The 22214-nt window shown below is 54.7% G+C and carries 17 protein-coding genes; 9 read left to right on the top strand and 8 right to left on the bottom strand.

Annotation, left to right across the window (positions count from 1 at the left end; genetic code table 11):
• Positions 1 to 137: 137 nt before the first annotated feature.
• Together EKH80_RS15650 and EKH80_RS24455 are read left to right on the top strand one after the other, a co-directional pair.
• On the top strand, positions 138 to 1154 hold the full coding sequence (locus tag EKH80_RS15650) for a glycosyltransferase family 2 protein (protein ID WP_126685716.1): 1017 nt from the start codon (positions 138 to 140) through the stop codon (positions 1152 to 1154).
• Positions 1155 to 1159: 5 nt separating this feature from the next.
• Positions 1160 to 1510 (top strand): EamA family transporter, encoded by a 351-nt coding sequence (locus EKH80_RS24455; protein ID WP_126685715.1) that lies wholly within the window; start codon positions 1160 to 1162, stop codon positions 1508 to 1510.
• A 548-nt stretch (positions 1511 to 2058) separates the two neighbouring features.
• Here EKH80_RS24455 and EKH80_RS15640 read toward each other — a convergent pair.
• Complete coding sequence (locus EKH80_RS15640; protein WP_158628854.1) at positions 2059 to 3873, bottom strand: glycosyltransferase family 39 protein; 1815 nt, start codon at positions 3871 to 3873, stop codon at positions 2059 to 2061.
• Between the two features lie 256 nt (positions 3874 to 4129).
• On the opposite strand from EKH80_RS15640, the gene EKH80_RS15635 reads away from it, so the two are divergent.
• On the top strand, positions 4130 to 6214 hold the full coding sequence (locus EKH80_RS15635; RefSeq protein WP_126685713.1) for a DUF7657 domain-containing protein: 2085 nt from the start codon (positions 4130 to 4132) through the stop codon (positions 6212 to 6214).
• Positions 6215 to 6456: 242 nt separating this feature from the next.
• Here the strand turns inward: EKH80_RS15635 and EKH80_RS15630 are convergent, their stop codons facing one another.
• The 6 genes from EKH80_RS15630 to EKH80_RS15605 form a co-directional block, all read right to left on the bottom strand.
• A complete protein-coding gene (locus EKH80_RS15630; protein WP_158628853.1) occupies positions 6457 to 7314 on the bottom strand; it encodes a glycosyltransferase family A protein in 858 nt (285 codons plus the stop codon).
• A gap of 23 nt (positions 7315 to 7337) precedes the next feature.
• Positions 7338 to 8480, bottom strand: coding sequence for a glycosyltransferase family protein (locus EKH80_RS15625; RefSeq protein WP_126685711.1), 1143 nt, complete (start codon positions 8478 to 8480; stop codon positions 7338 to 7340).
• Positions 8481 to 8549: 69 nt separating this feature from the next.
• Positions 8550 to 9881: a hypothetical protein gene (locus EKH80_RS15620; protein WP_126685710.1), complete on the bottom strand. Its 1332-nt coding sequence runs from the start codon at positions 9879 to 9881 to the stop codon at positions 8550 to 8552.
• Entirely contained in the window at positions 9878 to 11263 is a 1386-nt protein-coding gene (locus EKH80_RS15615; protein WP_230473734.1) for an ABC transporter ATP-binding protein, read from the bottom strand. The genes EKH80_RS15620 and EKH80_RS15615 overlap by 4 nt, the downstream gene beginning before the upstream one ends.
• Entirely contained in the window at positions 11241 to 12059 is an 819-nt protein-coding gene (locus tag EKH80_RS15610; RefSeq protein WP_230473733.1) for an ABC transporter permease, read from the bottom strand. The genes EKH80_RS15615 and EKH80_RS15610 overlap by 23 nt, the downstream gene beginning before the upstream one ends.
• A gap of 97 nt (positions 12060 to 12156) precedes the next feature.
• Positions 12157 to 13326 carry a trans-sulfuration enzyme family protein gene (locus EKH80_RS15605; protein WP_126685709.1) on the bottom strand — a complete coding sequence of 390 codons (1170 nt, stop codon included), beginning with the start codon at positions 13324 to 13326 and terminating at the stop codon, positions 12157 to 12159.
• 168 nt (positions 13327 to 13494) lie between these two features.
• On the opposite strand from EKH80_RS15605, the gene rfbB reads away from it, so the two are divergent.
• From rfbB to EKH80_RS15580, 6 genes are all read left to right on the top strand, one after another.
• Positions 13495 to 14544 (top strand): dTDP-glucose 4,6-dehydratase, encoded by a 1050-nt coding sequence (gene rfbB / locus EKH80_RS15600; protein ID WP_126685708.1) that lies wholly within the window; start codon positions 13495 to 13497, stop codon positions 14542 to 14544.
• Positions 14541 to 15428 (top strand): glucose-1-phosphate thymidylyltransferase RfbA, encoded by an 888-nt coding sequence (rfbA, locus tag EKH80_RS15595; RefSeq protein ID WP_126685707.1) that lies wholly within the window; start codon positions 14541 to 14543, stop codon positions 15426 to 15428. The genes rfbB and rfbA overlap by 4 nt, the downstream gene beginning before the upstream one ends.
• Positions 15425 to 15982 carry a dTDP-4-dehydrorhamnose 3,5-epimerase gene (gene rfbC, locus EKH80_RS15590; RefSeq protein WP_126685706.1) on the top strand — a complete coding sequence of 186 codons (558 nt, stop codon included), beginning with the start codon at positions 15425 to 15427 and terminating at the stop codon, positions 15980 to 15982. Before rfbA ends, rfbC begins: the two co-directional genes overlap by 4 nt.
• Positions 15979 to 16917: a dTDP-4-dehydrorhamnose reductase gene (gene rfbD, locus EKH80_RS23990; RefSeq protein WP_196240400.1), complete on the top strand. Its 939-nt coding sequence runs from the start codon at positions 15979 to 15981 to the stop codon at positions 16915 to 16917. Before rfbC ends, rfbD begins: the two co-directional genes overlap by 4 nt.
• Positions 16918 to 18330, top strand: coding sequence for a mannose-1-phosphate guanylyltransferase/mannose-6-phosphate isomerase (locus EKH80_RS23985; protein WP_196240399.1), 1413 nt, complete (start codon positions 16918 to 16920; stop codon positions 18328 to 18330).
• Between the two features lie 172 nt (positions 18331 to 18502).
• On the top strand, positions 18503 to 19663 hold the full coding sequence (locus EKH80_RS15580) for an alkaline phosphatase family protein (RefSeq protein ID WP_126685705.1): 1161 nt from the start codon (positions 18503 to 18505) through the stop codon (positions 19661 to 19663).
• A 71-nt stretch (positions 19664 to 19734) separates the two neighbouring features.
• Here the strand turns inward: EKH80_RS15580 and EKH80_RS15575 are convergent, their stop codons facing one another.
• Positions 19735 to 22164, bottom strand: a complete 2430-nt coding sequence (locus EKH80_RS15575) for a TonB-dependent siderophore receptor (RefSeq protein WP_126685704.1) — start codon at positions 22162 to 22164, stop codon at positions 19735 to 19737.
• Between the last annotated feature and the right edge of the window lie 50 nt (positions 22165 to 22214).

Below are 22214 nucleotides of genomic sequence, written 5' to 3'. Positions count from 1 at the left end.
ATGCCAAATGCAGACAATTGGCACTGTCTAAAATCGTCATTGATACCGGCAAAACAAACACACTCTAGGCACAATCAGAAAATTGGGCTATATTTTACGCGCTATATCTTAAACTCAATCATTCTTCCATTAAAATCATGCACAACGTAGAAGACTTGTCAATCGCGGTGGTAATACCGGCGTACAAAGTCCGCTCCCATGTAATGGGAGTTATATCAGATATTGGCTCTGAAGTAGATCTCATATACGTTGTCGACGACTGCTGTCCGGAGGGGAGTGGCCATTATGTCCAAAGCCAGTGCAGGGATTCCAGAGTACGCGTAATTTTCAACGAGCAAAATCTTGGTGTAGGAGGGGCGGTGATGGCCGGCTATAGGCAAGCGGTGACCGACGGCGCCTCGATAATTATCAAGATCGACGGTGACGGGCAAATGGATCCCAAGATCGCCATGTCTTTCGCGCTCCCCATAGCGAACGGCGATGCAGATTATACCAAGGGCAATCGCTTTTTCGATCTCCAAAATATACAGCGCATGCCGCGGATCCGAATTTTTGGCAATGCTGTGCTATCTCTTCTCACAAAGCTATCGACCGGTTATTGGAATATCTTTGACCCCACTAATGGCTATACAGCAGTCCATGCAAGCATTGTCAAGCTCCTCCCCTTGGAGAAAATCAGCAAAAGGTATTTTTTCGAAACCGACATGCTCTTTAGACTTGGCACATTTCGCGCCGTTGTACGAGACATACCAATGGACGCCAAATACGAGGATGAGGTCAGCAATTTAAAAATATCCAAGGTCCTCGGCGAATTTCTGGTCAAACACGTCGTAATCTTTTTGAAGCGCATTTTCTATAGTTATTATTTACGCGACATGTCCCTCGCATCCCTTGAGCTACCGATTGGATTGGGGATGTTTATTATTGGCGGAGGATTCGGTATCAGCAGATGGATAAGGTCGGTGGAAACCGGCATTCCAGCCTCCGCAGGCACTGCCGTGATTGCTTCGATGCTCTTGATAGTCGGTCTTCAGTTGATTCTAGGCTTTCTCAGCTACGATATAGAAAACTCTCCAAGTCAGGCACTGCATCCGATTCTGGGCAATTCCAAGACCGCAAAGCGCTACTTTTCCCAAAAAACAGATCTGGGCTAAAAACAATGAATTTCAGGGTCGCACTAGCCACTTTATCCGTGGTGTTTTCGCTTGCAGTAGGACAGCTCCTATTCAAATCAACTGCGTTAGCTTGGGCAACTGATAAGAATTTCCTTTCAGTCAGGGTAATGTTTCGCCTAGTCCCTTCTTTGATTGTTTACGCGATCGCTACGTTGGCTTGGATTTGGGTTCTCCGAACGGCGCCACTCAAAACGGTATATCCGTTCATGGCGTTGGCATTCGTTATCGTCCCAATTGGATCGGCATATTTTTTTGGAGAGCGGGTAACTCTTCAATATTGGATGGGGGCCGCCTTGATCATGTGCGGAGTAATAATCACCGGAACCAGCAATTGATACGCTGACGACACGGCTATTCGTGTATCGCAGTCTCACCCGAGTTGATTGGAGCGGATAGAGATACGCCGCTCCGTACGGTTGATTGCCGAGCCTACAGCTTTTGCGATGATGACCTCCTTCAAGGCTTGCTTCCCGATTGCAAGATCGGCGCACATTTTCGTGTGCCTGGCCAACAGATCGCGCAATCGATGAGCGCTCAAGCATCCATGCCCATATCCGAGCCGCCAGGCATAGTACGTGATTTCAGCAATCCCCGGCTCCAATACGTCCTCGACCTGCCGACTGCCCTCACCCCGCCCCATTTAAGGTGCCGGCTACGTGGCTTTCGGTGAATTGGCTCTTCAGCTTTACCGGGGCTACTTGGCCGACAGTTTGTCTCGAAACTTCAGTTTTGCTTGGGCCAAGCCTGTAAGACGGGGAATCGCCCTGGGCTGAAAGAATCCCCGATCAAAACTGCCGCTCAAGCTGGAAGGTCGCCCCATTGAAATGGCGTCCAGCCCTCCATCTCGATTGATACGCGCTTCTTAACCACTGATCCATGCGCTCTAATTTTTGGCATTCTTTTTGACCGCAAATTTGCTGACTTTGATGTCCGACATCGAGAAGGAGTCTCGCCGGAACACATACGGCACTATCAGCAGGCTAGAAACGTCGCTATCTATGTATATGGTTTTCGAAGTCGTCCAGCTCGATGTGGGGAAGCGATAAACATGGTCCTCCGAGAAGGGGGGAATTCCTTTGGCTGTCCAATAGACCGTCGTGTAATCAAAAATGTAGCCCCCTTTCGAGTCAATGGTTACAGCCGTGACAACCGGCTGATCCGTCGCGATTTGACGCACGTCAAGCCGAAGAATAGAAGGCGCTGCACCATTGTTTTGATAGCAAATATCAGGCCCACAGGGTCTGCCTCGCGCGCTTTCTACGGTGAAGTCTTTCGCCGAAAACGTTTCTAACATCAATGCCTCGCCCGAGGGCAGTTCATGCACCCCCATATACCTGGCCAAGCGATAATGAGACATTTCCGTGTTCTCGTGCGCGGAAAACACATATACACTGTAGCCAACTAGCAGCGACATTACGGTGGTAACAAAGACAGCCGACAAACGTATCATGCGATCCAATCGCACGCCGGCGGCAAAAACCAACTTCATACCCTGATTTTCGGTAGCCTGATTACGCGCCCTTTGGACATGATTGACCGCACGATCTACCAGCGCGCCGAAAACCACAAATACAAAAGGAAGACTTGGATATACGTAGCGCGGCAGCCCATGAAAGGGCATATTCATCAAGGTAAACAAGATGGGAACCGAGCATGCGAATAGCACGCCTAATGACGCTCTGCGAACCAAGAGCGGAATAGCCATAATCGTCGGGACGACTACGGCAATCTGAAGTACCAGAAATGGCCGCAGCGACTTGATAGGATGAACTATCCACTCATCCCACACGTCCCCCCACATATATTGAATGAATCCAAAGATATGCCAGCGGTAAAAGACACCTGAATCAGCACCGCGATTTACACTCAGCACTTCATTTAACGTCTTGTCTGCCGTTGAACTCATGTCAATAAAATACGGCGTATCTCCCCAAGTCTTAGCCCCGGTACCGCCTTCAGACAAAAGAATGAATCTGTGGAAGTCCTCCAGATTCCGAATCCACCAAGGGATCATAAGGATCCCAATGGGCATCAGAAATGCCACGCATTGCCTTAGCTTGCTCGCGTGATTTTTTCCGTTGGCAAGAATTAGCGCAAGCGACACAGCAACAAATGGTGCAGCGTGCGAACGAACATGGATGGCCAAAACGAGAAAGATCCCGGCGAAAGCCAGGTCGACGAGATGACGCCTTGTCACTGCCCTGGTCATAAAAATGGCATAGGCAAGGAAAAAAGCAACAAAAACATGCTCGGTAAGCAGGCGGTCTATATTATATATAAACCCGGGATAAACTGCAGCAACAGCCATTGCAACGACTACAGCCACCTTACGCAATTCAAGCAAAATGAGAAGATAATAAATCATCGCCAACGTGCCGATTGATAGTGCAATCTGCAACGCAAACACGGTCGACTGAGTACCTCCAAGCTTGTAGACGGCTGCTAGAAACAATGGATATCCAGGCGACATCCATGAACTGGGCTCAACAGGTTTCTCGCCCCGATACATTTCGCCCGCGATTTCACGAGTCAAGGTTCCGTATTTGACAATATCCAACGCCGCATAATTATAGGTCGTCTCGTCACCCACATTAAGCTGGCGATGAATATCTGGAAGGTGCAATCGCAATGCGGCACCGATCACAAATATCATGGAGATAACTGTCAGATAACGCCAATTTTTTATTAGCTTATGCATGAGTTGAAAGTTCCATTGACTTGATTTCATTTTCCCGCATTTCGAGGTATCGCCAACGGGTTAATTGCATGTGCCGTGCGGCCTTGGGCTGGAGACAAAAAGCGCGTCACCAACTTACCCCAGTGTATGAAACCCTCATTTAGGGTAGCCAGTATCTATCCGATTCGACCTGATTTTGCATAAACGTTTCTAGAGCTTTTCTTCATGACGATCGGTCTAACATCCCTTTACACTCCATCTATTCAAGGCGGCCACGATGTTCAATTCTAAAGAAGATAAGTATTGGACTCTGGCGTTTACAGCTCTCTTATTCGTTACTTTCGTGATCTGGATTACGTTTGGACTATATCAAAGTCACTACCTCATTGCACTACGGATCTTGGGCGATACGACTACCAATACAATCATTGGCACTCCTAAAGAGGGCCGTGGAGACGAGTGGTCTACATATCTGCCAATGTTTAAACAGGCTTATCATGAAAGCTTTTCGCTATTTTCAACACTAAGACCCTATTACGAACGACTCGACTGGTTCATAGCGATACCTCACGCGAACGCTTCGCTTTTCTTTTTACCTAATCAGGCATTCTATTGGTTGATACCGCCAACCGCCGCCCTTTCGCTCCAAGGTTTTTATTATAACGCCCTTTTTTTAGTCTCGACCGTATGGTTTCTGTCCAATATCGGCGCAAAAAGAAGTATCGCAATCATTACCGCCTTTTCAATTCTTTTCAGCGAATTCTTTCAGATGTGGTGGACCAGCAATTTTCCCGCGCTGGGTGCCTGCATCCTTCCCTTTGCGATCTTTACAAGCCGAGTCCGAGACATCTATAGGTTTGGTCTGCTATTTTGGTCCTTGGGACATTTGCTATTTGGTGAGATGTACCCTCCGTTTTACATGTCGACTGCTATCTGCCTCATACCACTTACCATCGCTTGCCGACCTGACCTTCTCACCCGCAGAAGCCTGCTTTTTGCAAGCTTGGCGGCCGCGTCAGCGGCAGGCTCGTATTTGCTCTTGAATTGGGATTTTGTCCGTCAGGTAGCCAATACCAGCTATCCCGGAAAACATTCCGTTTCAGGGGGAGAGTCGAGTTACAAGGCTGTCCTGAGCCTTTTCTTTCCCGCAATGCCGGACAGTTCAGCGCCATCACTTTACGCAATTTACGAATTCAGCATGGCCGGCTCCATCCTGCCATTAACGGCCCTCGCCTGCATGCCGATCATTCAATGGTCCCGGTCCAATCTCAAGCTAACTGTGCTGGTGGGCATGGTTTCAGGGGCGCTGCTAATCTACATGCTGGCAGGTCTTCCGGACGTTTTAGCCCGATTCACCGGCTCCTATCTGGGTGCAGGCAGGAGAATGCATCTTGGTTTTTCCCTGCTAGTCAATTTTTATTCCGCCATCATCCTTTCCAGGGTGGAGAAATTCAAACTTGAAAGCTTTCTTGTGCCAGCATTATTTTTTTCCATAACGGGATTTTTCTTTCCGCCAACAAAGGAAATGCAAACATATTTTTTCTGCATTAATTACCTCCCCTACGTCCCTCTTCTCGCACTGTTGACTGCTTACATATTCCTTGCATTCGCTTGGAAGACCGAGGATCACGCAATCCGGGCTGGTATTGTCATGTTGACATGCGCCGCGGCCGCGCAGATTGTTGTTTACGGCGCATTTAATCCTCTCATGCGTGCGAATGACATACTAAAGCCGGTAAACAGCCAATTCACAGCGGACTGGCGGGCACTATATAGGAAGAACAACGGCCGGCCGCTCGCAATCATTGGCAACTATGGGCATGTTTTACGAGGGGAAGGCCTGCCGGCGTTGGAAGCCATACACTTGGCAAACGTGGACCTCCACGCTTACGAAACGATATTCCCTACGCTCTCTCCACGTGAGATAGACAGTCTTTTCAATCAGTTCCGTGGCCTAGCGTTTGCAAACATCGACAAAATGGACAAGTCCGGGCCGACAGTGCGCATTCCGATCGAGCCATTTGCCGTGCCATTTGCCCATATGATTTCGCACGATGAATTTGTGACAGGCAATCTGACTCCACGCATCGAGTTACTGAGCACCTCGAAAAGCGGGCTCGGCTCCTATGATGTACGCTGGCAGTCAGTGCTGGTGAGGCCACTTGGAATCGAGGCGCCCCTCACGTTGCATCTGGATTGCCTGACGGGCACGTCCTGGCTTACGCGCTATCCCGTGGTGATTCCAGGACAGCCCCCTGCCGAGGTCGCGCTACAGGGCCTGGCAGGCCGCGTAACCGTATATGCGGAAGATGAGAACGGCGCCAGAACATGCGTCTCAAGACTCAAATTGAGTTCTTCTTAGGTTCCGTGTCAATCGGACGTGCAATCTTTCCGGGCGCCGCGACCACGCAACCGTCCGCGGCGGCGCGCGTAATGCTGAGGTCCTGGCCACAAAACGAAGATGACCTGGACTATCCGCGAATTTTCAGACGATGAAATCAGGAAACCCAGAGATCGCGCGAATGCTTCGGGTGCGCGACTGCTAGGACTGCCGCGCAATCTTTGCCGGTTCCAAAAGACTTCGAGGCGATGCGTTAGTCTTGGTTACCGGCGGCCAACTAAAACACTACCCAATTTCTTTATGTACTTCAGAGCTTTCAGCAACTTGGGATGGCTGACCAAATAGCCATCAACGCGTCCATATCGGGCACGCCAATGCTGAAGTTCGTCGTAGAGTCCGAAACGATGTTCAAATAGATAGTGAGCATTTTTGGCATAGAAACCGATATTCGATCGGAAAATCTCGGCATACGTGTCTACCATGTTCGCTCTAACCTCGCCAAACGACTTCGTGCGAGACTTAGCCTGAATACGATAGTTGAAAAGACAATCGTCCAGCTGGACAACCTCACGCCCAAGATCAACGATCTTAATCCAGAAGTCGTAATCCTCTACGCCATGCCGCAGATTCTCGTTATAGCCGCCCACGACCTCCCAATCCGCTTTTCTATAAAGTGCGGTCACAAAGATCACGTTGTCTATAACGAGTTCCTGGAGCGTGTAAGCAGGTAGATTCCAAAGTCCAGATTCATCGCCAAATTTTCTTGCCTTGCAATAGACCACGCCTACTTCATTACGCGCATCCAAAATTGCTACAGCTTTTGCGACATACTCCGGCTCAATGATGTCATCTGCGTCCAGGGGAAGAATATATGCGCCACTAGCCTCAAGCACTGCTTTGTTACGTGCAGCCGCTGGACCGGCATTTGCTTGATGAATGACCCGCGTGCGCGGCCATTGTGCATTCTTTAGGATCTTTTGCGTTGCTGCGTCCGTGGACCCATCGTCGACAATAATAATCTCGACATTGGGATACGTTTGGGCCAGTGCGGATTGAACCGCTTCATCAAGATAATCCCCTGCGTTATAGCAAGGGATAACTATTGAAACCTTACTTCCCATTTCCCCTGACTCCATCCTGCATATCAACCCCTACCTACCACCTTACGGATCGCCTTGAGCATCGTCGGCCCCAAACCCACCTGATCTATAGATTTGCCAAGCCGGGTCAGAACTCCAGCTGGTACAGGCTGCTGGGACGTAGCCTGATCTCCGGATTGTCGCTGCCTACCCGAGGCACTGGCGTGAGCGATCATTTCCTCATCGCTGCTATCGAACGGCCTCGGCAACTTCTGCCAGAGTTCGCTATCTCGATATGCCATCCGCGCTCGCTGACCAATGGATTGCCCGCTGACATAGGTCGAGTAGCTCCAGCGAGTCTTACCGAGGTTTGCCTGCCCATGTGCTTGCAGCAACTCCTTGTATTGACGGTACAGAGACACAAACGTGTCTTTGTTCGCTTCATCAAGCCACCAGCCAATTGCCTTGTCGATTGTACCGGAATCCAGTCCTGAAAAATGGATAAACCTTAGAGGATCCCCATTTACCACATAGTCACCATCAAGTTGCCGCAGATCGCTCCCCAGCAACGACCATGTCGCAAAATCGTAGCCGTGGTGTTTGAAAACCTTCACGTCAAAGAAGCACGGTGCTAGGTCGATCCATTTTTGGTCGGTAAAAATACCCTTGCTCTTGTCGTCATAACAGTAATGAAACAGGCGCTCAGCCCACCACCCAAGGAATTCGGCCGCGTTCTGCGACCTTCTCAAAGCAAGAAAACCCAGGTTGTACGTGCCATGCGCCAGTGAGCTGATTTCCATATCAACATTGCCGGGGCGCAATAGATGCGGGCAAAGAACAATGGACTCCTTTTCAAGCATGGCGTCCAGCTCGATAAATTCCCCGTACACTAAAACATCCGGGTCAAGATAAACGAACTTATCTTCATCACGGTACGTTTCCATCAAATACTGCATGAAGCGAGGCTTGACCGCCGTGGATGCCTCTACGATGGAGTGACGAAATATGAATGCATCAAAATTCTCCCAACCAGCATCTTCTGCGAGCTTGACATCGTCAAAGTGCGCAAAATTTCTCGCGACGGCAGGTATTTCCCGTTCCACAAGGCACAAAACAAATTTCGCATCTTTGCAATGCTTTTTCACAGATTCTGCCAAGGCCATCGCCTTCGGCAGGTAGTTTGAGCAGATAGATGTATAGAAAATCACGAGAGCACCAGAAGTCGTTTAAATTCTTTACCGTAGCGGATGTCGCGTAACGTCGATCGAATTCGACGATCAACGCGCTACCATTTTAATTGCACGTGCCATCGCCCTGAACGGCCCCATCATCCGCCACGACCAAGATCCCTGAACAGCATCAAGCTCCTTACGAAGCTTGTCATTGGCGAATTCGAGGCCGGCAGAACGCTCCATTGCAATGGTCAAACCTCTACCCATCTGATCTCGTTCATTACAGACTTCCTCCAGATGATTGCGAAGCTGCCGCAACTCATGATGAGCATAATCTAGGTCGTTTCGAATCTTGCTTAGTTCATCGCGAACTTGATCCCGTTCGCTCTGAATTCTTCCCAGCTCCTCACAGACCATGTCCCTTTCGCTTACAATTCGGTCACGCTCTTCACGGAGATTTCGCAGATTCTGGGCCGCCTCTTCTGACCAGGAAATCTGAGCGTTCAATTTACTCGCAACGTCAGAGATCTCGGCTCTGGCCCTTGCTTCGCCCACACTGAATTTATACGCCATCTCGGCCACTGCCGAAACAACTGACCCATATTTACCCCATTCGATTTCCAATGCTCCGGCACATTCTGCCAATGATGCCCAGCTCCGGTCGTCATCTTCGTGCGCGATTCTTGATAACGCCTTGTAGGCTTTCTCCACAATGGGAAATAGCGGCGAGTCATTGCCCGAAAGCGCCTGATGGACATGATGACGGTCAGCACGATCGACAAATTTCGTTAATGCACCTTCATCGACAGCCGAGTTGAACGGCAAATGCACGTCGACCCGAGCCAAAGCCCTAGTAATCGTCGCCGATGGGTCCGCGATTAGATCTTCATACAGAAGCGCCGTTCGCTCGACTTGCCGACTCGCCGACTCGGCTTCGATAACATGCCGAAGCCATAACAATTCACCTATGGGCAATGCCCAATGGTTTCTGGCCTGGATGGAAGCCGCCACTTCACTTGGAGCGCGGACCGCCATCAAGGTGACCGCCCTAATCTCACACTCTCGCAGAACTTCTATCCATAATGGCAACAATCTGCACATTCGAGGGTCTTTTACCGCCCAAACCTCGGCATCCTCGAATTCCCTTTGAATCAGATCTGCTATCTGGGATCTCGCCATTTGCGCCGCATCACTGAGCATCCACTTGTCCGGTAACGGGCGAACATCGTCCCAACGGCGCCCCAGCGCCTCCAGCAGCTGTTCATGGATCACCACTGCGTCACGATGTTCCCAATAACCCTTTGGATTATCTTGACCGGGCTCCAGCAACCGCCGCCCCAAAGAGACGCCAGTTAGCTTAAGCGCGCCCGCCAATGCGGACGTCCCACTGCGGTGCATCCCAGCGACAAGGATAGCCGTCTTTTTTCTCGGTTTCATGAAGCTACTGATATCTGTGGCACTACATCCAAATCAACAAATCCCGTCGCGAGCCTATCGCTGTACGGCATGACACGAAACATTGCGACATCGATCCGTCTATCAACGTATTCTTCACCTTCTTCGAACCCGGCAAGAACGCCCGCGTTCAGGAAATAGGTTCCTGAGGCAAGAAGACATCTAAATCGAAAACGCACGCTCAAAACTTCACCACTTCCGACGATCGAAATGGCGTCTTTGGACATAGCTGTCACCGCTCCTCCAACTTCGATGCCCGTGAGAGACCGAATCATCATGCCACACCGCACGTTGCTGAGTGTGCGTTCCACCCGTACTTTATAGGTATATACGTAGGTCTCCCCGGGGATTAGGACGTTGACCTTTTCTCCAGAAAGCGTCTGTAGGTGAGGCTCGTCAATTCTCGCGCCTCGCTGCTCATACAGGATTGTGCTCGAAGGCTTCAATCCCTCTTCCCAGTACGCTTGGATGCCATCTTCTTCAACCGTTGCGTCAGCAGCTCGCTGGAACCCAGGCCCCTCTTCATCTACAACTTCAATCTCTTTCGAGCTCGCAATACGATTTGTACCAGCCGCAAGTATTTCGGCTCGGATTTGCGCAACTCGATCGGCAGGCGCATACAGAAGTTTCTGATAGGTCGAAACAACCTGCTTCGGCGTGCCCTGCATCAGCAATTCCCCATGATCAAGGAGAATTGCCCTGTCACAAAGATCAACGACCGTGCTTGCGGAGTGCGAGACGAAAAGTACCGTCGCCCCAGAGTCGCGAATCGCATCAATTCTCGCAAAACACTTTCGCTGAAATCCTTCATCGCCAACTGAAAGTGCCTCATCCACTATCAGTATCTCGGGCGAAACATTGATGGCGACCGCGAAAGCCAAGCGCACATACATGCCGCTGGAATAGCTCTTGACAGGCTGATCGATGAAATCGCCGATGTCCGCGAAAGCCTCGATTTCAGCGAATTTCTCTCGAATTTCCGCGTGGGAAAGTCCAAGCACGGCCGCATTCAAGAAAACGTTTTCCCGTCCCGTAAATTCCGGATTGAAGCCCGCCCCAAGCTCCAGGAGCGCGGCAATCCTTCCGTTGACCCGCACCTCACCGGAAGTTGGCGAGAGCGTTCCGCAGATCAGCTGAAGCAGAGTCGATTTGCCTGATCCGTTTCGTCCCACGATGCCAACCGTCTCACCACGGGCCACATCCAAGCTGATGTTCTTGAGCGCGCGAAATTCGCGAAACCAGCGCTCTTTTGGCCCAGGCATCACCATTTGCATCAATCGATGATGCGGCTTGCTGTAAATCGGAAACGCTTTTGAGAGGTCGCGCACCTCTATAGCTGACTTAGAGAACATCTGCAAATCCATTGCGGGTTGCTGCAAACCACGCATATCCCGCGTACGCCACCATGACTGCCATAGCGAGATACAGACTCAAACCCACCAAATCTGGCGCTTTATTCCACAGCAACACGTTCCTGGCTTGATCGATTATGAAAGTCAACGGATTGAATTGAAACACCCATCGATAGGAAATTGGCACAGAATCGAGCGGCATCATCGCTGACGACAGAAATAGTAAGGCCAGCGTCAACACTCCTGTAATTTGCCCAACGTCTCTCATGAAGACACCAAAGGACGCCAAGAACCAGGAAATTCCCATTGACAACACAATCAAAGGAATCAAAACCAACGGAAAGAAAATGGTGGTCCATGAAAAGGCGCCGTCGAGCACCAAGCGCAACACAATAAAAACAATCAGATTCATGAAGACATGAAACAGTGCCGACAACACCATTGGAAAAGGAAGAATTTCGAGCGGGAAAATTACCCGCTTCACAAAATTTGGATTGGCGACAATTAGCAACGGTGACCGATTAATACATTCGGCCAAAAATCCATGAACGATCATGCCCGCAAAAATGATGATCGAATAATGGGCTTCTTCGTTTTTCACCTGCGGCCAGCGTCCACCCATCACGGTTCCGAAAGCGAAGGTATAGACGCATAGCAACAAAAACGGACTTATCAACGACCACAAAAGCCCGAAGCTCGCCCCTCTGTACCTGCCTTCGACGTCACGTTTTGCCAACTCAAATATGAGTGAATGGTTTTTCCCCGTTATTTGGAAGGGAGCAATTATCCATTTCATCGCGCGAAACACCTTTTCACCGATACTGAGTAGAACCACGTAAATTCAAGCAGACTGAGGACGAGCAACATTCAACCTGAAGCGGAAAGTCAAAAGAAGCTGCCTGACTTCACTTACCTAGCGCATCGGCAAGCTCATTCCTGAGATCTGTAACATCCTCAACACCGACCGACAACCTGATAAGGCTGTCGCTAATGCCCAGCCTCTTTCGATTTGCGGGCGGAACGGAAGCATGCGTCATGATAGCCGGGTGCTCTATAAGACTTTCAACGCCGCCCAATGACTCCGCCAACGAAAACAATTGGCATCGCTCAAGCACGCGCCGCGCAGTTTTCAGCCCACCTTTCAGTGTTATAGAAATGATGCCACCAAATCCAGCCATCTGGCGCCGCGCAAGCGCATGTTGCGGATGACTTTTCAGCCCTGGATAGAGCGTCCGCTCCACAGCCTCATGCGTCTCCAGCCAGCGTGCCAGCTCAAGCGCGCTTTCGCAGTGCGCCCTCATGCGCAAATGTAGGGTTTTGAGCCCTCGCATGGCTAGAAACGAATCGAATGGCCCAGCAATCGCGCCGACGGAATTCTGCAGAAACGCCATCTGCTCAGTGAGTTCCGGATTCCCAGTAACGACAATACCGCCAACCATGTCCGAGTGACCGTTCAGATATTTGGTCGCGGAATGCAAGACGAGGTCGGCACCAAGCTCCAACGGACGCTGCAAAATAGGGGAGCAGAAAGTGTTGTCCACAACTAGGACCAGCCCATGCTTTTTCGCGAAACGCGCTAATTTGGCGATATCCACGAGCTTGAGCATTGGGTTGGTCGGGGTTTCGGCCCAAATCATGCGGGTATTGGGCTTCAGCGCTGCCTTGAGGGCATCAGCATCGTTAAGATCAATGAAGCTGAAATCCAATCCCGCCGAGCGACGCCGCACTCGTTCGAACAAGCGATAGCTGCCGCCGTACAGGTCATCCATTGCAATGATGTGGCTGCCGGAATCCAGCAAGTCCAGTACCGTGGCGGCGGCGGCCAAGCCGGAACCAAACGCAAATCCTGCAACGCCGCCTTCAAGGTCCGCTACACAGCGCTCGTAGGCCATGCGCGTAGGGTTTTGTGTGCGAGAGTACTCGTACCCTTTGTGCTTGCCAGGACTCTGTTGTACATACGTGGACGTTGCATAAATAGGCGTCATGATCGCGCCGGTGCTGGGATCGGGCTGTTGACCTGCGTGAATAGCCCGTGTTCCCAGGCCCAACGGACCGCGCTTGCTGACTGACTTCATACTTAGGGCCCCCGAAATCTCGAGTAAGGACGAACCCTATATGCTACCAATTTGGCCCTGAACCTTCATGCAGCGGCAGCCGGACAGCCCCAAGCCTGGCGATCTGTAGCTGCCGGAGCATTGCGTGCAGCTCTATGACAAAATGACCGCCCCCATTTGGAGCCATACATGAAGACATTGCTCGTTACCGGAGGAGCCGGTTTTATAGGGGCCAATTTCGTTTTGCAGGCTGTCGGGGACGGCCTGCGGGTGATCAATCTTGACAAACTCACGTATGCGGGGAATCCCGACACGCTTGAGTCCCTCCGGGGTCACGACCGGCACGTTTTCGTGCAGGGCGATATCGGCGACCACACGCTGGTAGCTGAGCTGCTCCAAGCGCACCAGCCCATTGCGATCGTCAATTTCGCCGCTGAATCTCACGTCGATCGCTCGATCGATGGGCCCGCGGCGTTCGTGCATACCAACGTGGTCGGCACCCTGGGGATGCTCGAAGCCGCAAGAAATTACTGGCGCAGCATGAGCGGCCACGACCAGGATTCCTTCCGCTTCCTGCACATTTCCACTGATGAGGTCTATGGCTCGCTAGGCGACGAAGGCTCCTTCACTGAAACCACACCTTACGCCCCGAATTCACCCTACTCTGCCTCAAAGGCAGCATCGGACCACCTAGTACGCGCATTCCATCACACTTATGGCCTTCCCACTCTCACCACTAATTGCTCGAACAACTATGGACCGTTCCAATTCCCGGAAAAACTGATCCCCCTAGTGATCCAGAAGGCTATGGCGGGGGAGCAATTGCCGGTTTATGGTGACGGCCTCAACGTTCGTGATTGGTTGTTCGTGGCCGACCATTGCTCGGCCATTCGCCGCGTGCTCGATGGTGGCCGTGTCGGCGAGACCTACAATGTGGGAGGCAATGCCGAACGCACCAACATCACTGTGGTGAAAACGATCTGCGCCCTGCTCGATGCCAAGCGCCCGCTCCCGGATGGCCGCAAGCACGAGTCCCTCATTACTTATGTCAAGGACCGCCCCGGCCATGACCGCCGCTATGCGATCGACTCAAGTAAGCTGCAGCGCGAACTGAGCTGGAAACCCTTGCATACTTTCGAGAGCGGCATCGAAGCCACCGTCGATTGGTATCTCACCAATCAGTCGTGGGTGCAGCGCGTGCTGGATGGCAGCTACCGCATGGAGCGCCTGGGCGTATGAGCGCACGCAAGGGCATTATCCTGGCGGGAGGGTCCGGCACCCGGCTTTATCCCATCACCCAGGCGGTCAGCAAGCAGCTCTTGCCGGTCTATGACAAGCCGATGATCTTCTACCCGCTGGCCACGCTGATGCTGGCGGGCATCCGGGAGATCCTGGTGATCAATACTCCCCATGAGCAGGCCTTGTTTCAGCGTCTGCTCGGTGACGGTTCGCAATGGGGCATCGAAATCCGTTATGCCGTGCAACCCTCACCGGATGGCCTGGCCCAGGCGTTCCTGATTGGCCGCAACTTCATCGCCAACAACCCCAGCTGCCTTGTTCTGGGTGACAACATTTTCTATGGCGTCGGCTTGACGGAACGCCTCAAGCGCGCAGACGCACGCGGCGAAGGGGCGACCGTATTCGGCTACTGGGTACGCGACCCTGAACGCTACGGTGTGGCCGAATTCGACGCCAGCGGCCGCGTGATCGGACTGGAGGAAAAGCCCGCCAAGCCCAAGTCGCATTACGCCGTGACCGGCCTCTACTTTTATGACTCGAGCGTTTGCGACCATGCGGCGGAACTCAAGCCCTCTCCTCGAGGCGAACTGGAGATCACCGATCTCAATCGCCGCTATCTGGAAGGCAATTCGCTGCACCTTGAACAACTCGGCCGTGGCTATGCCTGGCTGGACACCGGCACCCACGAATCGCTGATGGAAGCCGGCAACTACATCGAAACCATTGAGAACCGGCAGGGGCTGAAGGTGTGCTGCCCTGAAGAGGTGGCCTACAACAATGGCTGGATCGACGCCGAGCAAGTCCGGCGCCTCGCAGCTCCGCTGCTGAAGACCGGCTACGGCCAATACCTCATCCGTCTTGTCGAACAGGGTCTTGTCAAATGAAGGTCATCCAGACCGCCCTGCCGGGCGCCGTCGTTATCGAACCCCAGGTTTTTGGCGACGCACGCGGCTTCTTTTACGAAAGCTACAACCAGGCCAAATATCACGCCGCCGGCATCAGTTCCAGCTTCGTGCAAAGCAACGTATCGCGCTCCAGCAAGGGTGTGCTGCGCGGACTGCACTACCAGTGGCCCAATCCCCAGGGCAAGCTGGTCAGCGTGCTGGAGGGCGAGGTCTACGATGTGGCGGTAGATATCCGGCGCGGCTCGCCCACGTTTGGCCAATGGGCCGCTGTGATGCTCAGCGCCGACAACCATAGGCATTTCTGGATCCCGGAAGGTTTTGCGCACGGCTTCTGCGTGCTGTCCGATCACGCTACGTTTTCATATCAATGCACGGCACTGTACGACGCGAAGGCCGATGCGAGCGTTTGCTGGAACGATGCGGCGATTGGCATCGATTGGCCGATCAGCGCACCACAGCTTTCCGATAAAGATCTGAAAGCGCCCTTGCTGGCCGATGTCCCTGTGGAAAGACTGCCCCTATTCGCCGAATGAACAACATCCTGTTGCTTGGTGCCAATGGCCAGCTTGGCCGCAGTTTTATCGAACATGGCGAGCTATCCACGCTAGGTCGCGTATTCGCAGCCAGCCGGGACGGCACACGCTTCGATGGGGGGCCGGCGGAAATGGCCGACCTCTCGACTCCTGACGCGCTGAATAAGGTTTTGGACAAGCTATGCCCCAGCGTCATCATCAACACCGCAGCCTATACCGCAGTTGATCGCGCCGAACAGGAAGAGCTGCTTGCCACAACGGTAAACGGCGAAGCGGTTGGCGTCATTGCGCGCTGGGCGGCAGCCCATCAGGCGCTGGTCGTGCACTATTCGACCGACTATGTGTTCGATGGGCATGGCACATCGCCATACGCAGTCGATGCAACGACTGCTCCGCTAGGTGCGTACGGACGAAGCAAACTTGCCGGCGAGCAGGCACTGCGAGTCAGCGGCGCCGCCTATCTGCTGTTTCGCACTGCCTGGGTTTACGCGCCGCATGGCCACAACTTCCTGCGCACCATGCTGCGACTGGGGGCCGAGCGCGATGAACTGCGTGTAGTTGCTGATCAACAGGGCGCCCCTACGAGCACGGACATTATCGTACGCGCCACGCTTGCCGCTTTGACAGCATGGCAAGCAGCCGCCCCAGGCGAGCGAGCGAAGCTGCAGGGCGTCCACCATCTGGTCGCGAGCGGCCACACCAGTTGGCATGGTTTCGCCGATGCTATCCTGGAAAAGGCCCACGCCCGCGGGTTGATTCCACGCAAGCCGAAGGTTCTGCCGATCACCACGGCCGACTACCCCACCCCAGCTCAGCGTCCGGCCTGGTCCGTGCTGGACAACCAGGGCTTTCAGCAGCACTTCGGCTATGCTCTGGCCGATTGGCAGCAAGGCCTGGACCATGTTCTGGACACACTCGCGAAGCAGGCTCGTTAAATGCTGATCCCTTTGATTCTCAGCGGCGGCAGCGGTACTCGCCTATGGCCCGTCTCCCGCCGGAACCTGCCCAAGCAGTTCCTGTCGCTTAGTGGCGATGGCACGCTATTTCAGCAAACGGTCATCCGGACGCAAAAGTTGCCGGAAGTGACTGCCCCTATCGTCGTCGCCAGCGAGGACCACCGCTTTCTCGCCGCCGATCAGCTGCTTGAGGCTGGTGTAAAAGGCACCAACATCCTGCTGGAGCCGGTAGCCCGCAATACCGCTCCCGCCATTGCCCTGGGCGCCCTGAAGGCGCTGGAGCGGGATCCGCAGGCGATCTTGCTGGTACTCCCTGCCGATCACCTGTTAGACGACACCGAGGGCTTCGTTGCAGCAGTGCAACAAGCCCTGCCCGCGGCCCGCGACGGCTGGCTGGTGACCTTCGGTGTCCGCCCGGATCGCCCGGAAACCGGCTTTGGCTACATTCGCCGTGCGGAGTCGATCGGCGGCAACGCGTTCCGGGTGGAGCGCTTCGTGGAGAAGCCGGATCTGGCCACTGCCGAAAGCTACCTCAAAGACGGCGGCTACGACTGGAATTCCGGCATGTTCCTGTTCAAAGCTGCCCGCTACCTCGAAGAGCTGGGGCAGCATGCGCCTGAGATGCTCGAAGCAGTACGCAAGGCCTATGCGACCGGCCACAGCGATCTGGATTTCGTGCGCGTGGATGCCGAATCCTTCGCCAAAGTACCGGACAACTCCATCGACTATGCGGTGATGGAAAAGACCTCGCGCGCCGCAGTGGTCCCGGTGAGCTGTGCGTGGAGCGACATCGGTTCGTGGTCGGCGCTGTGGCTTTCCGGCCAACATGACGAACATGGCAATCAGCGCGAAGGCGACACGCTTACGGTCAACACGCGCAACTCGCTGCTGCGCTCGCATGACCGCCACATGATTGCCACGGTGGGCGTAGACGACCTGATCGTGGTGAGCACGCCGGATGCCACCCTGGTCGCGCATCGCAACGCTGCGCAGGATGTCAAGAAAGTAGTCGACCAGCTCAAGGCTTCAGGCCGTACCGAGCATTCCTTCCACCGCGTGGTGCATCGCCCGTGGGGCAGCTACGACTCGCTGGAGGCCGGTGGGCGCTTCCAGGTGAAGCGCATCGTGGTGAAGCCGGGCGCCAGCTTGAGCTTGCAGAAGCATCACCACCGGGCGGAGCACTGGATCGTGGTGTCCGGCACGGCCGAGGTCACCTGCGACGAAAAAGTGTTCCTGTTGACGGAAAACCAGAGCACCTACATTCCGCTCGGCAGCGTGCACCGCCTGCGCAACCCGGGCAAAGTGCCTTTGGAACTGATCGAAGTGCAATCCGGCAGCTATCTGGGCGAGGACGATATCGTGCGCTACGACGACGTGTACGGGCGCGCCTGATACCGCCCCGCTTTCATCCCCTGCTTGCGCAGGGGATGGACAGGCCGAACAAGCGAGCATGCGTTGATGGGCGCTCAGTTGTCCGGCCGGCTTGATCCTTTCGTTCAAGGCAGCTGCAATAGGCATTACGCATTGCATCACGCCCCACGTACCTGCCCCAAGGATCTCAAGGATGTTTCGTCTAACCGGCTATTTCTCCCTGCGTCGCGGCTTGCTGACGTGTCCCTACCGTTTCCTCGCCGTGCTGCTGATGACGTTGGGCACATCGGTAACGTGCCTGGCCGCCACGTCTTCGGCGCCGCCACCGATCCGGCACGTCTTCGTCATCATGCTGGAGAACGAATCCTACCCGATCGCCTTCGGGCCGCAGTCGATCGCTCCGTATCTCGCCCGCGAGCTGCCCAAACAAGGCGCCCTGTTGCCCAACTATTACGGCGTTGGCCACTACAGCCTGGACAACTACATCGCCATGATCAGCGGGCAGGCGCCCAATCCGGCCACGCAAGCGGATTGTCCGACCTTCAGCGAATTCACACCCACGGAAAAGAAGCCCGATGCGAACGGACAATGGCCGGGCACGGGTTGCGTCTATCCCAAACAGGTGAACACGCTTGCCAATCAGCTAACCGACGCAGGTTTTACCTGGAAGGCATACATGGAAGACATGGGCAAGGATCCCGCGCGCGAGGCAGCCACCTGCGCGCACCCAGTGATTGGCACGCCCGACATCACCGAACACGCCGCGCCGCAAGACCAGTACGCTGCCAAGCATGATCCGTTCGTCTACTTCCATAAGATCATCGACGACAAGAAATACTGCAACACCCGCGTGGTGAACCTCGATCACCTCGCCGGCGATCTCGCCCGGCTCGACAGCACCGCGAACTTCGTCTACATCACGCCCAACCTCTGCCATGACGGTCACGACGCCCCTTGCAAGAACGGCGAACCCGGTGGTCTGATTTCAGCCGACGCTTTCCTACGTAGCTGGGTACCGCGCATTGTCGATTCGGCCGCTTTCAAGCGAGACGGCCTGCTGATCATCACCTTCGACGAAGGCAACGACGGCAAAGCCTGCTGCAACGAAAAACCGTTGCCGGGCGGCCCGCAGCCTGGCGGCAAGATCGGTCCGGGCGGTGGCCAAATCGGAGCAGTGCTGCTGTCGCCCTATATCGCGCCCGGCACGCAGTCCGATAAGGATTACAACCACTACGGCCTGCTGCGCAGTCTGGAAGATATCTTTGGGCTATCGCACCTGGGCTACGCGCGGGACAACGAGCTGAATACGTTTGGCAACGACGTGTTCACTGCGCACCCTGCATCGTCCAGGTGACTCCCGTTGCACAGGCGCCTCCACCGTGGGGCGCCTTTCATCCAGCGGGAAAAAAAGGCGTTGGCGACGAACTAAAAATCGACCGTTCCGCTCAACAAATACGTCCGATGTCTATCCAACGGCACAAAGCTATCCAGCGGCAAAAAGGTTTCATTGAACGTCGGGCTGTACGGACTGTATAAATGCCTGTCCAGCAGGTTCTTTACGCCCAACGTGACACTCCAGCGTCGAGCCCGGTAGAACACATTCATATCCACCCGCGCCTGTCCCGGAATATCGATAGTGTCGCCACTGGATAGCTGCCCAAGGCTGCGCCCGCGCGCCGCCACACCGCCCGCCGCGCCGAAACCGTGCAACAAACCGTTCTGGAAACGGTAGCTCGCCCATAGGTTGAAGAGCTGCCGCGACTGTCCCGTGGCTGGCGTACCGTCATTGTTGCGCACCGACGCGCGCGTGTAAGCGCTGCTGAGGTCCAAGCCCGGCGCCACCCGCCCGCTGAACTCGATCTCGAAGCCCTGGTTGGACTGCCCCGGTCCGGCCACAATGGGGTACGGAGGCTGTGACGAGTTCTGATCGTAGCTGTGATCGAGCATGATGCGATAGGCAGCCACTGTCAGGCGTGCGCGGTGCTGGAACAGATCGAGCTTCGTGCCGGTTTCGATCTGGCGCGACAGCGACGGCGGCAGCGGGCGGCCGTTGTTGCCGAGGTCCGTATACGCCTGGAAGCCATTCGATGTATTCGCGTACAGGGAGATGTCGGGAGTCAGCTTGTACACCAGGCCGAAGTTGGGCACCCAACGGACCCTGTGCAAATTCCACGGTGTGCCGTCGGGATGAGTGGTATCCAGTCGATAGCTGGTGCGGCGCCATGCCAGCAAGGCTTGCAGGCGGTCGCCGAAATGAATCTGGTCCTGCAGAAACAGCCCGCTTTCCGTCCTCCACGGATTGCCCGAGGAATAGCCGTTGGCGTAATCGTCAGGCGACAACTGCGAGACTGGCGTTGGCAGCGCTCCACCCGTGAAGATGTTGTAGGGCATGCCCAAGCCGCCATTACCGAACGCATCGATGCTGCTGCCTACCTGGATGCGCGAATAGTCGAAGCCCAGCATCACCGTGTGCTGCATCCAGCCGCGCCCGAAGTCAGCCACCAGGTCGTTCTGCAGCGTGTAATACGTGTCCGATGACCGAACCTGTTGTGCCACTGCCGTGAGGTCGCCGGAAGGCTGGGTGTTTACCATCACCCAGCGCTGCAGATCCATCGACTCTCGAACGTATTGTGCACGGCTGCGGAACGTCCAGGTGTCGTTGAAGCGGTGCTCGAGCATGTAGAACAGCCGCCGCGTTTCCACCGAAGTGTGATCGTTCGGATTGTCCAACAACAAACCCGCCGGCGATGCCGTGCCTAGGCTCGTACCAAGCAGCACCGTATGGTCGGGAATGGGCATGCGGTTCATCATCCAGGACAGGCCGGCGATGAACGTGGTGTTCGGCGTGGACCAGCCAATCGACGGTGCCACGTAGCGATTGCGCTGCCCACGCATGCCTTGCGGCGTGCGGTCAGCCACATCGCCATTCACTATCAGGCGATAGGTCAGCGACTTGTTGGCATCCAGCGGGCCAGCCAGATCCAGTCCGAGCTGCTTTTCGCCATGCTCCCCCACGGAAAACGTGAGCCGGTGAATCGGGTCGCTCTGCGGTTTTTTCAGTATGACATTGATCAGGCCACCAAAATTGTTGTTGGCTGAGGTATCGCCAAGTATGGCCTGCGGCCCCTTCGGCACCTCGACACGTTCCACCCCGATCATCGGTGGATAGTCGCCCACGCCCAGGATGTGGTTGGACATGCCGTCCGTCATACCGTTGCCGGCGACGAACCCTCGCACCCCGAAGATCGGCAGCCCGCCCGTACCGTCCACGTACTGCGCACCGGCCACGTTGCGAATCGCGTCGGCGATGGTCTGCACTTGCTCCGATTGCAGCAGGCTTTGCGTGACGACGCTGACCGATTGCGGCACGTCGAGCGGATCGGACAGCATGCGCCCAGGTCCGCCGCTGACATCGGCCATGAACTCCGCATCCCTGCCTACCAGCCCGATGGCCTGGATGGGTGGCAGCAAAGTGGTCGTCGTTTCCGCCGAAGGTGAGCGTTTGGGCAGTGGGGCGGAAGCCAACGCAGAAGGCTTCACCACCACCGTGCGCTTGTCGACGAACGTGAAGCTCATGTTCGTACCTTCAAGCAGGCGCGCCAGCGCTGCATCCGGGGCCAACGTGTCGTCCACCGTGTGCGAACGCAAGGCTTCCACCGTCTGTCCGGCAGTAAGTACCTGCACGTTGGCCTGCTTGCCAAACGCGATCAACGCGGTGGCAAGCGATTGTGCAGGGATGTCGAAACGCACGCCGGCCGATTGCTCCGCCGCATGCAAAGGCACCACGCCTGCCGTCCAGGCAACCACCCCCATCGTCAGGTAGCCGTAAGCCGGCAACCAGGCAAACCGCCTCATGACCTGCGTCAACTCCGCGCGAAATCATGAGTGTGACATGCTGCCCGTCA

The organism is Dyella choica (assembly GCF_003977665.1).
Taxonomy (GTDB): Bacteria; Pseudomonadota; Gammaproteobacteria; order Xanthomonadales; family Rhodanobacteraceae; genus Dyella_B; species Dyella_B choica.
Note: the sequence above shows the minus strand (reverse complement) of the source record. Positions and strands in the feature narration are given on the sequence as shown.

What these genes read in the sequence shown, in the direction of transcription:
- EKH80_RS15620 (WP_126685710.1), bottom strand. Translation starts at nt 9,881, where the DNA reads ATGAAACCGAGAAAAAAGACGGCTATCCTTGTCGCTGGGATGCACCGC.
- rfbC (WP_126685706.1), top strand. Translation starts at nt 15,425, where the DNA reads ATGAAGGTCATCCAGACCGCCCTGCCGGGCGCCGTCGTTATCGAACCC.
- EKH80_RS15615 (WP_230473734.1), bottom strand. Translation starts at nt 11,263, where the DNA reads ATGGATTTGCAGATGTTCTCTAAGTCAGCTATAGAGGTGCGCGACCTC.
- EKH80_RS15650 (WP_126685716.1), top strand. Translation starts at nt 138, where the DNA reads ATGCACAACGTAGAAGACTTGTCAATCGCGGTGGTAATACCGGCGTAC.
- EKH80_RS15630 (WP_158628853.1), bottom strand. Translation starts at nt 7,314, where the DNA reads ATGGGAAGTAAGGTTTCAATAGTTATCCCTTGCTATAACGCAGGGGAT.
- rfbA (WP_126685707.1), top strand. Translation starts at nt 14,541, where the DNA reads ATGAGCGCACGCAAGGGCATTATCCTGGCGGGAGGGTCCGGCACCCGG.
- EKH80_RS23985 (WP_196240399.1), top strand. Translation starts at nt 16,918, where the DNA reads ATGCTGATCCCTTTGATTCTCAGCGGCGGCAGCGGTACTCGCCTATGG.
- EKH80_RS15640 (WP_158628854.1), bottom strand. Translation starts at nt 3,873, where the DNA reads ATGCATAAGCTAATAAAAAATTGGCGTTATCTGACAGTTATCTCCATG.
- EKH80_RS15605 (WP_126685709.1), bottom strand. Translation starts at nt 13,326, where the DNA reads ATGAAGTCAGTCAGCAAGCGCGGTCCGTTGGGCCTGGGAACACGGGCT.
- rfbD (WP_196240400.1), top strand. Translation starts at nt 15,979, where the DNA reads ATGAACAACATCCTGTTGCTTGGTGCCAATGGCCAGCTTGGCCGCAGT.
- EKH80_RS15580 (WP_126685705.1), top strand. Translation starts at nt 18,503, where the DNA reads ATGTTTCGTCTAACCGGCTATTTCTCCCTGCGTCGCGGCTTGCTGACG.
- EKH80_RS24455 (WP_126685715.1), top strand. Translation starts at nt 1,160, where the DNA reads ATGAATTTCAGGGTCGCACTAGCCACTTTATCCGTGGTGTTTTCGCTT.
- rfbB (WP_126685708.1), top strand. Translation starts at nt 13,495, where the DNA reads ATGAAGACATTGCTCGTTACCGGAGGAGCCGGTTTTATAGGGGCCAAT.
- EKH80_RS15635 (WP_126685713.1), top strand. Translation starts at nt 4,130, where the DNA reads ATGTTCAATTCTAAAGAAGATAAGTATTGGACTCTGGCGTTTACAGCT.
- EKH80_RS15575 (WP_126685704.1), bottom strand. Translation starts at nt 22,164, where the DNA reads ATGAGGCGGTTTGCCTGGTTGCCGGCTTACGGCTACCTGACGATGGGG.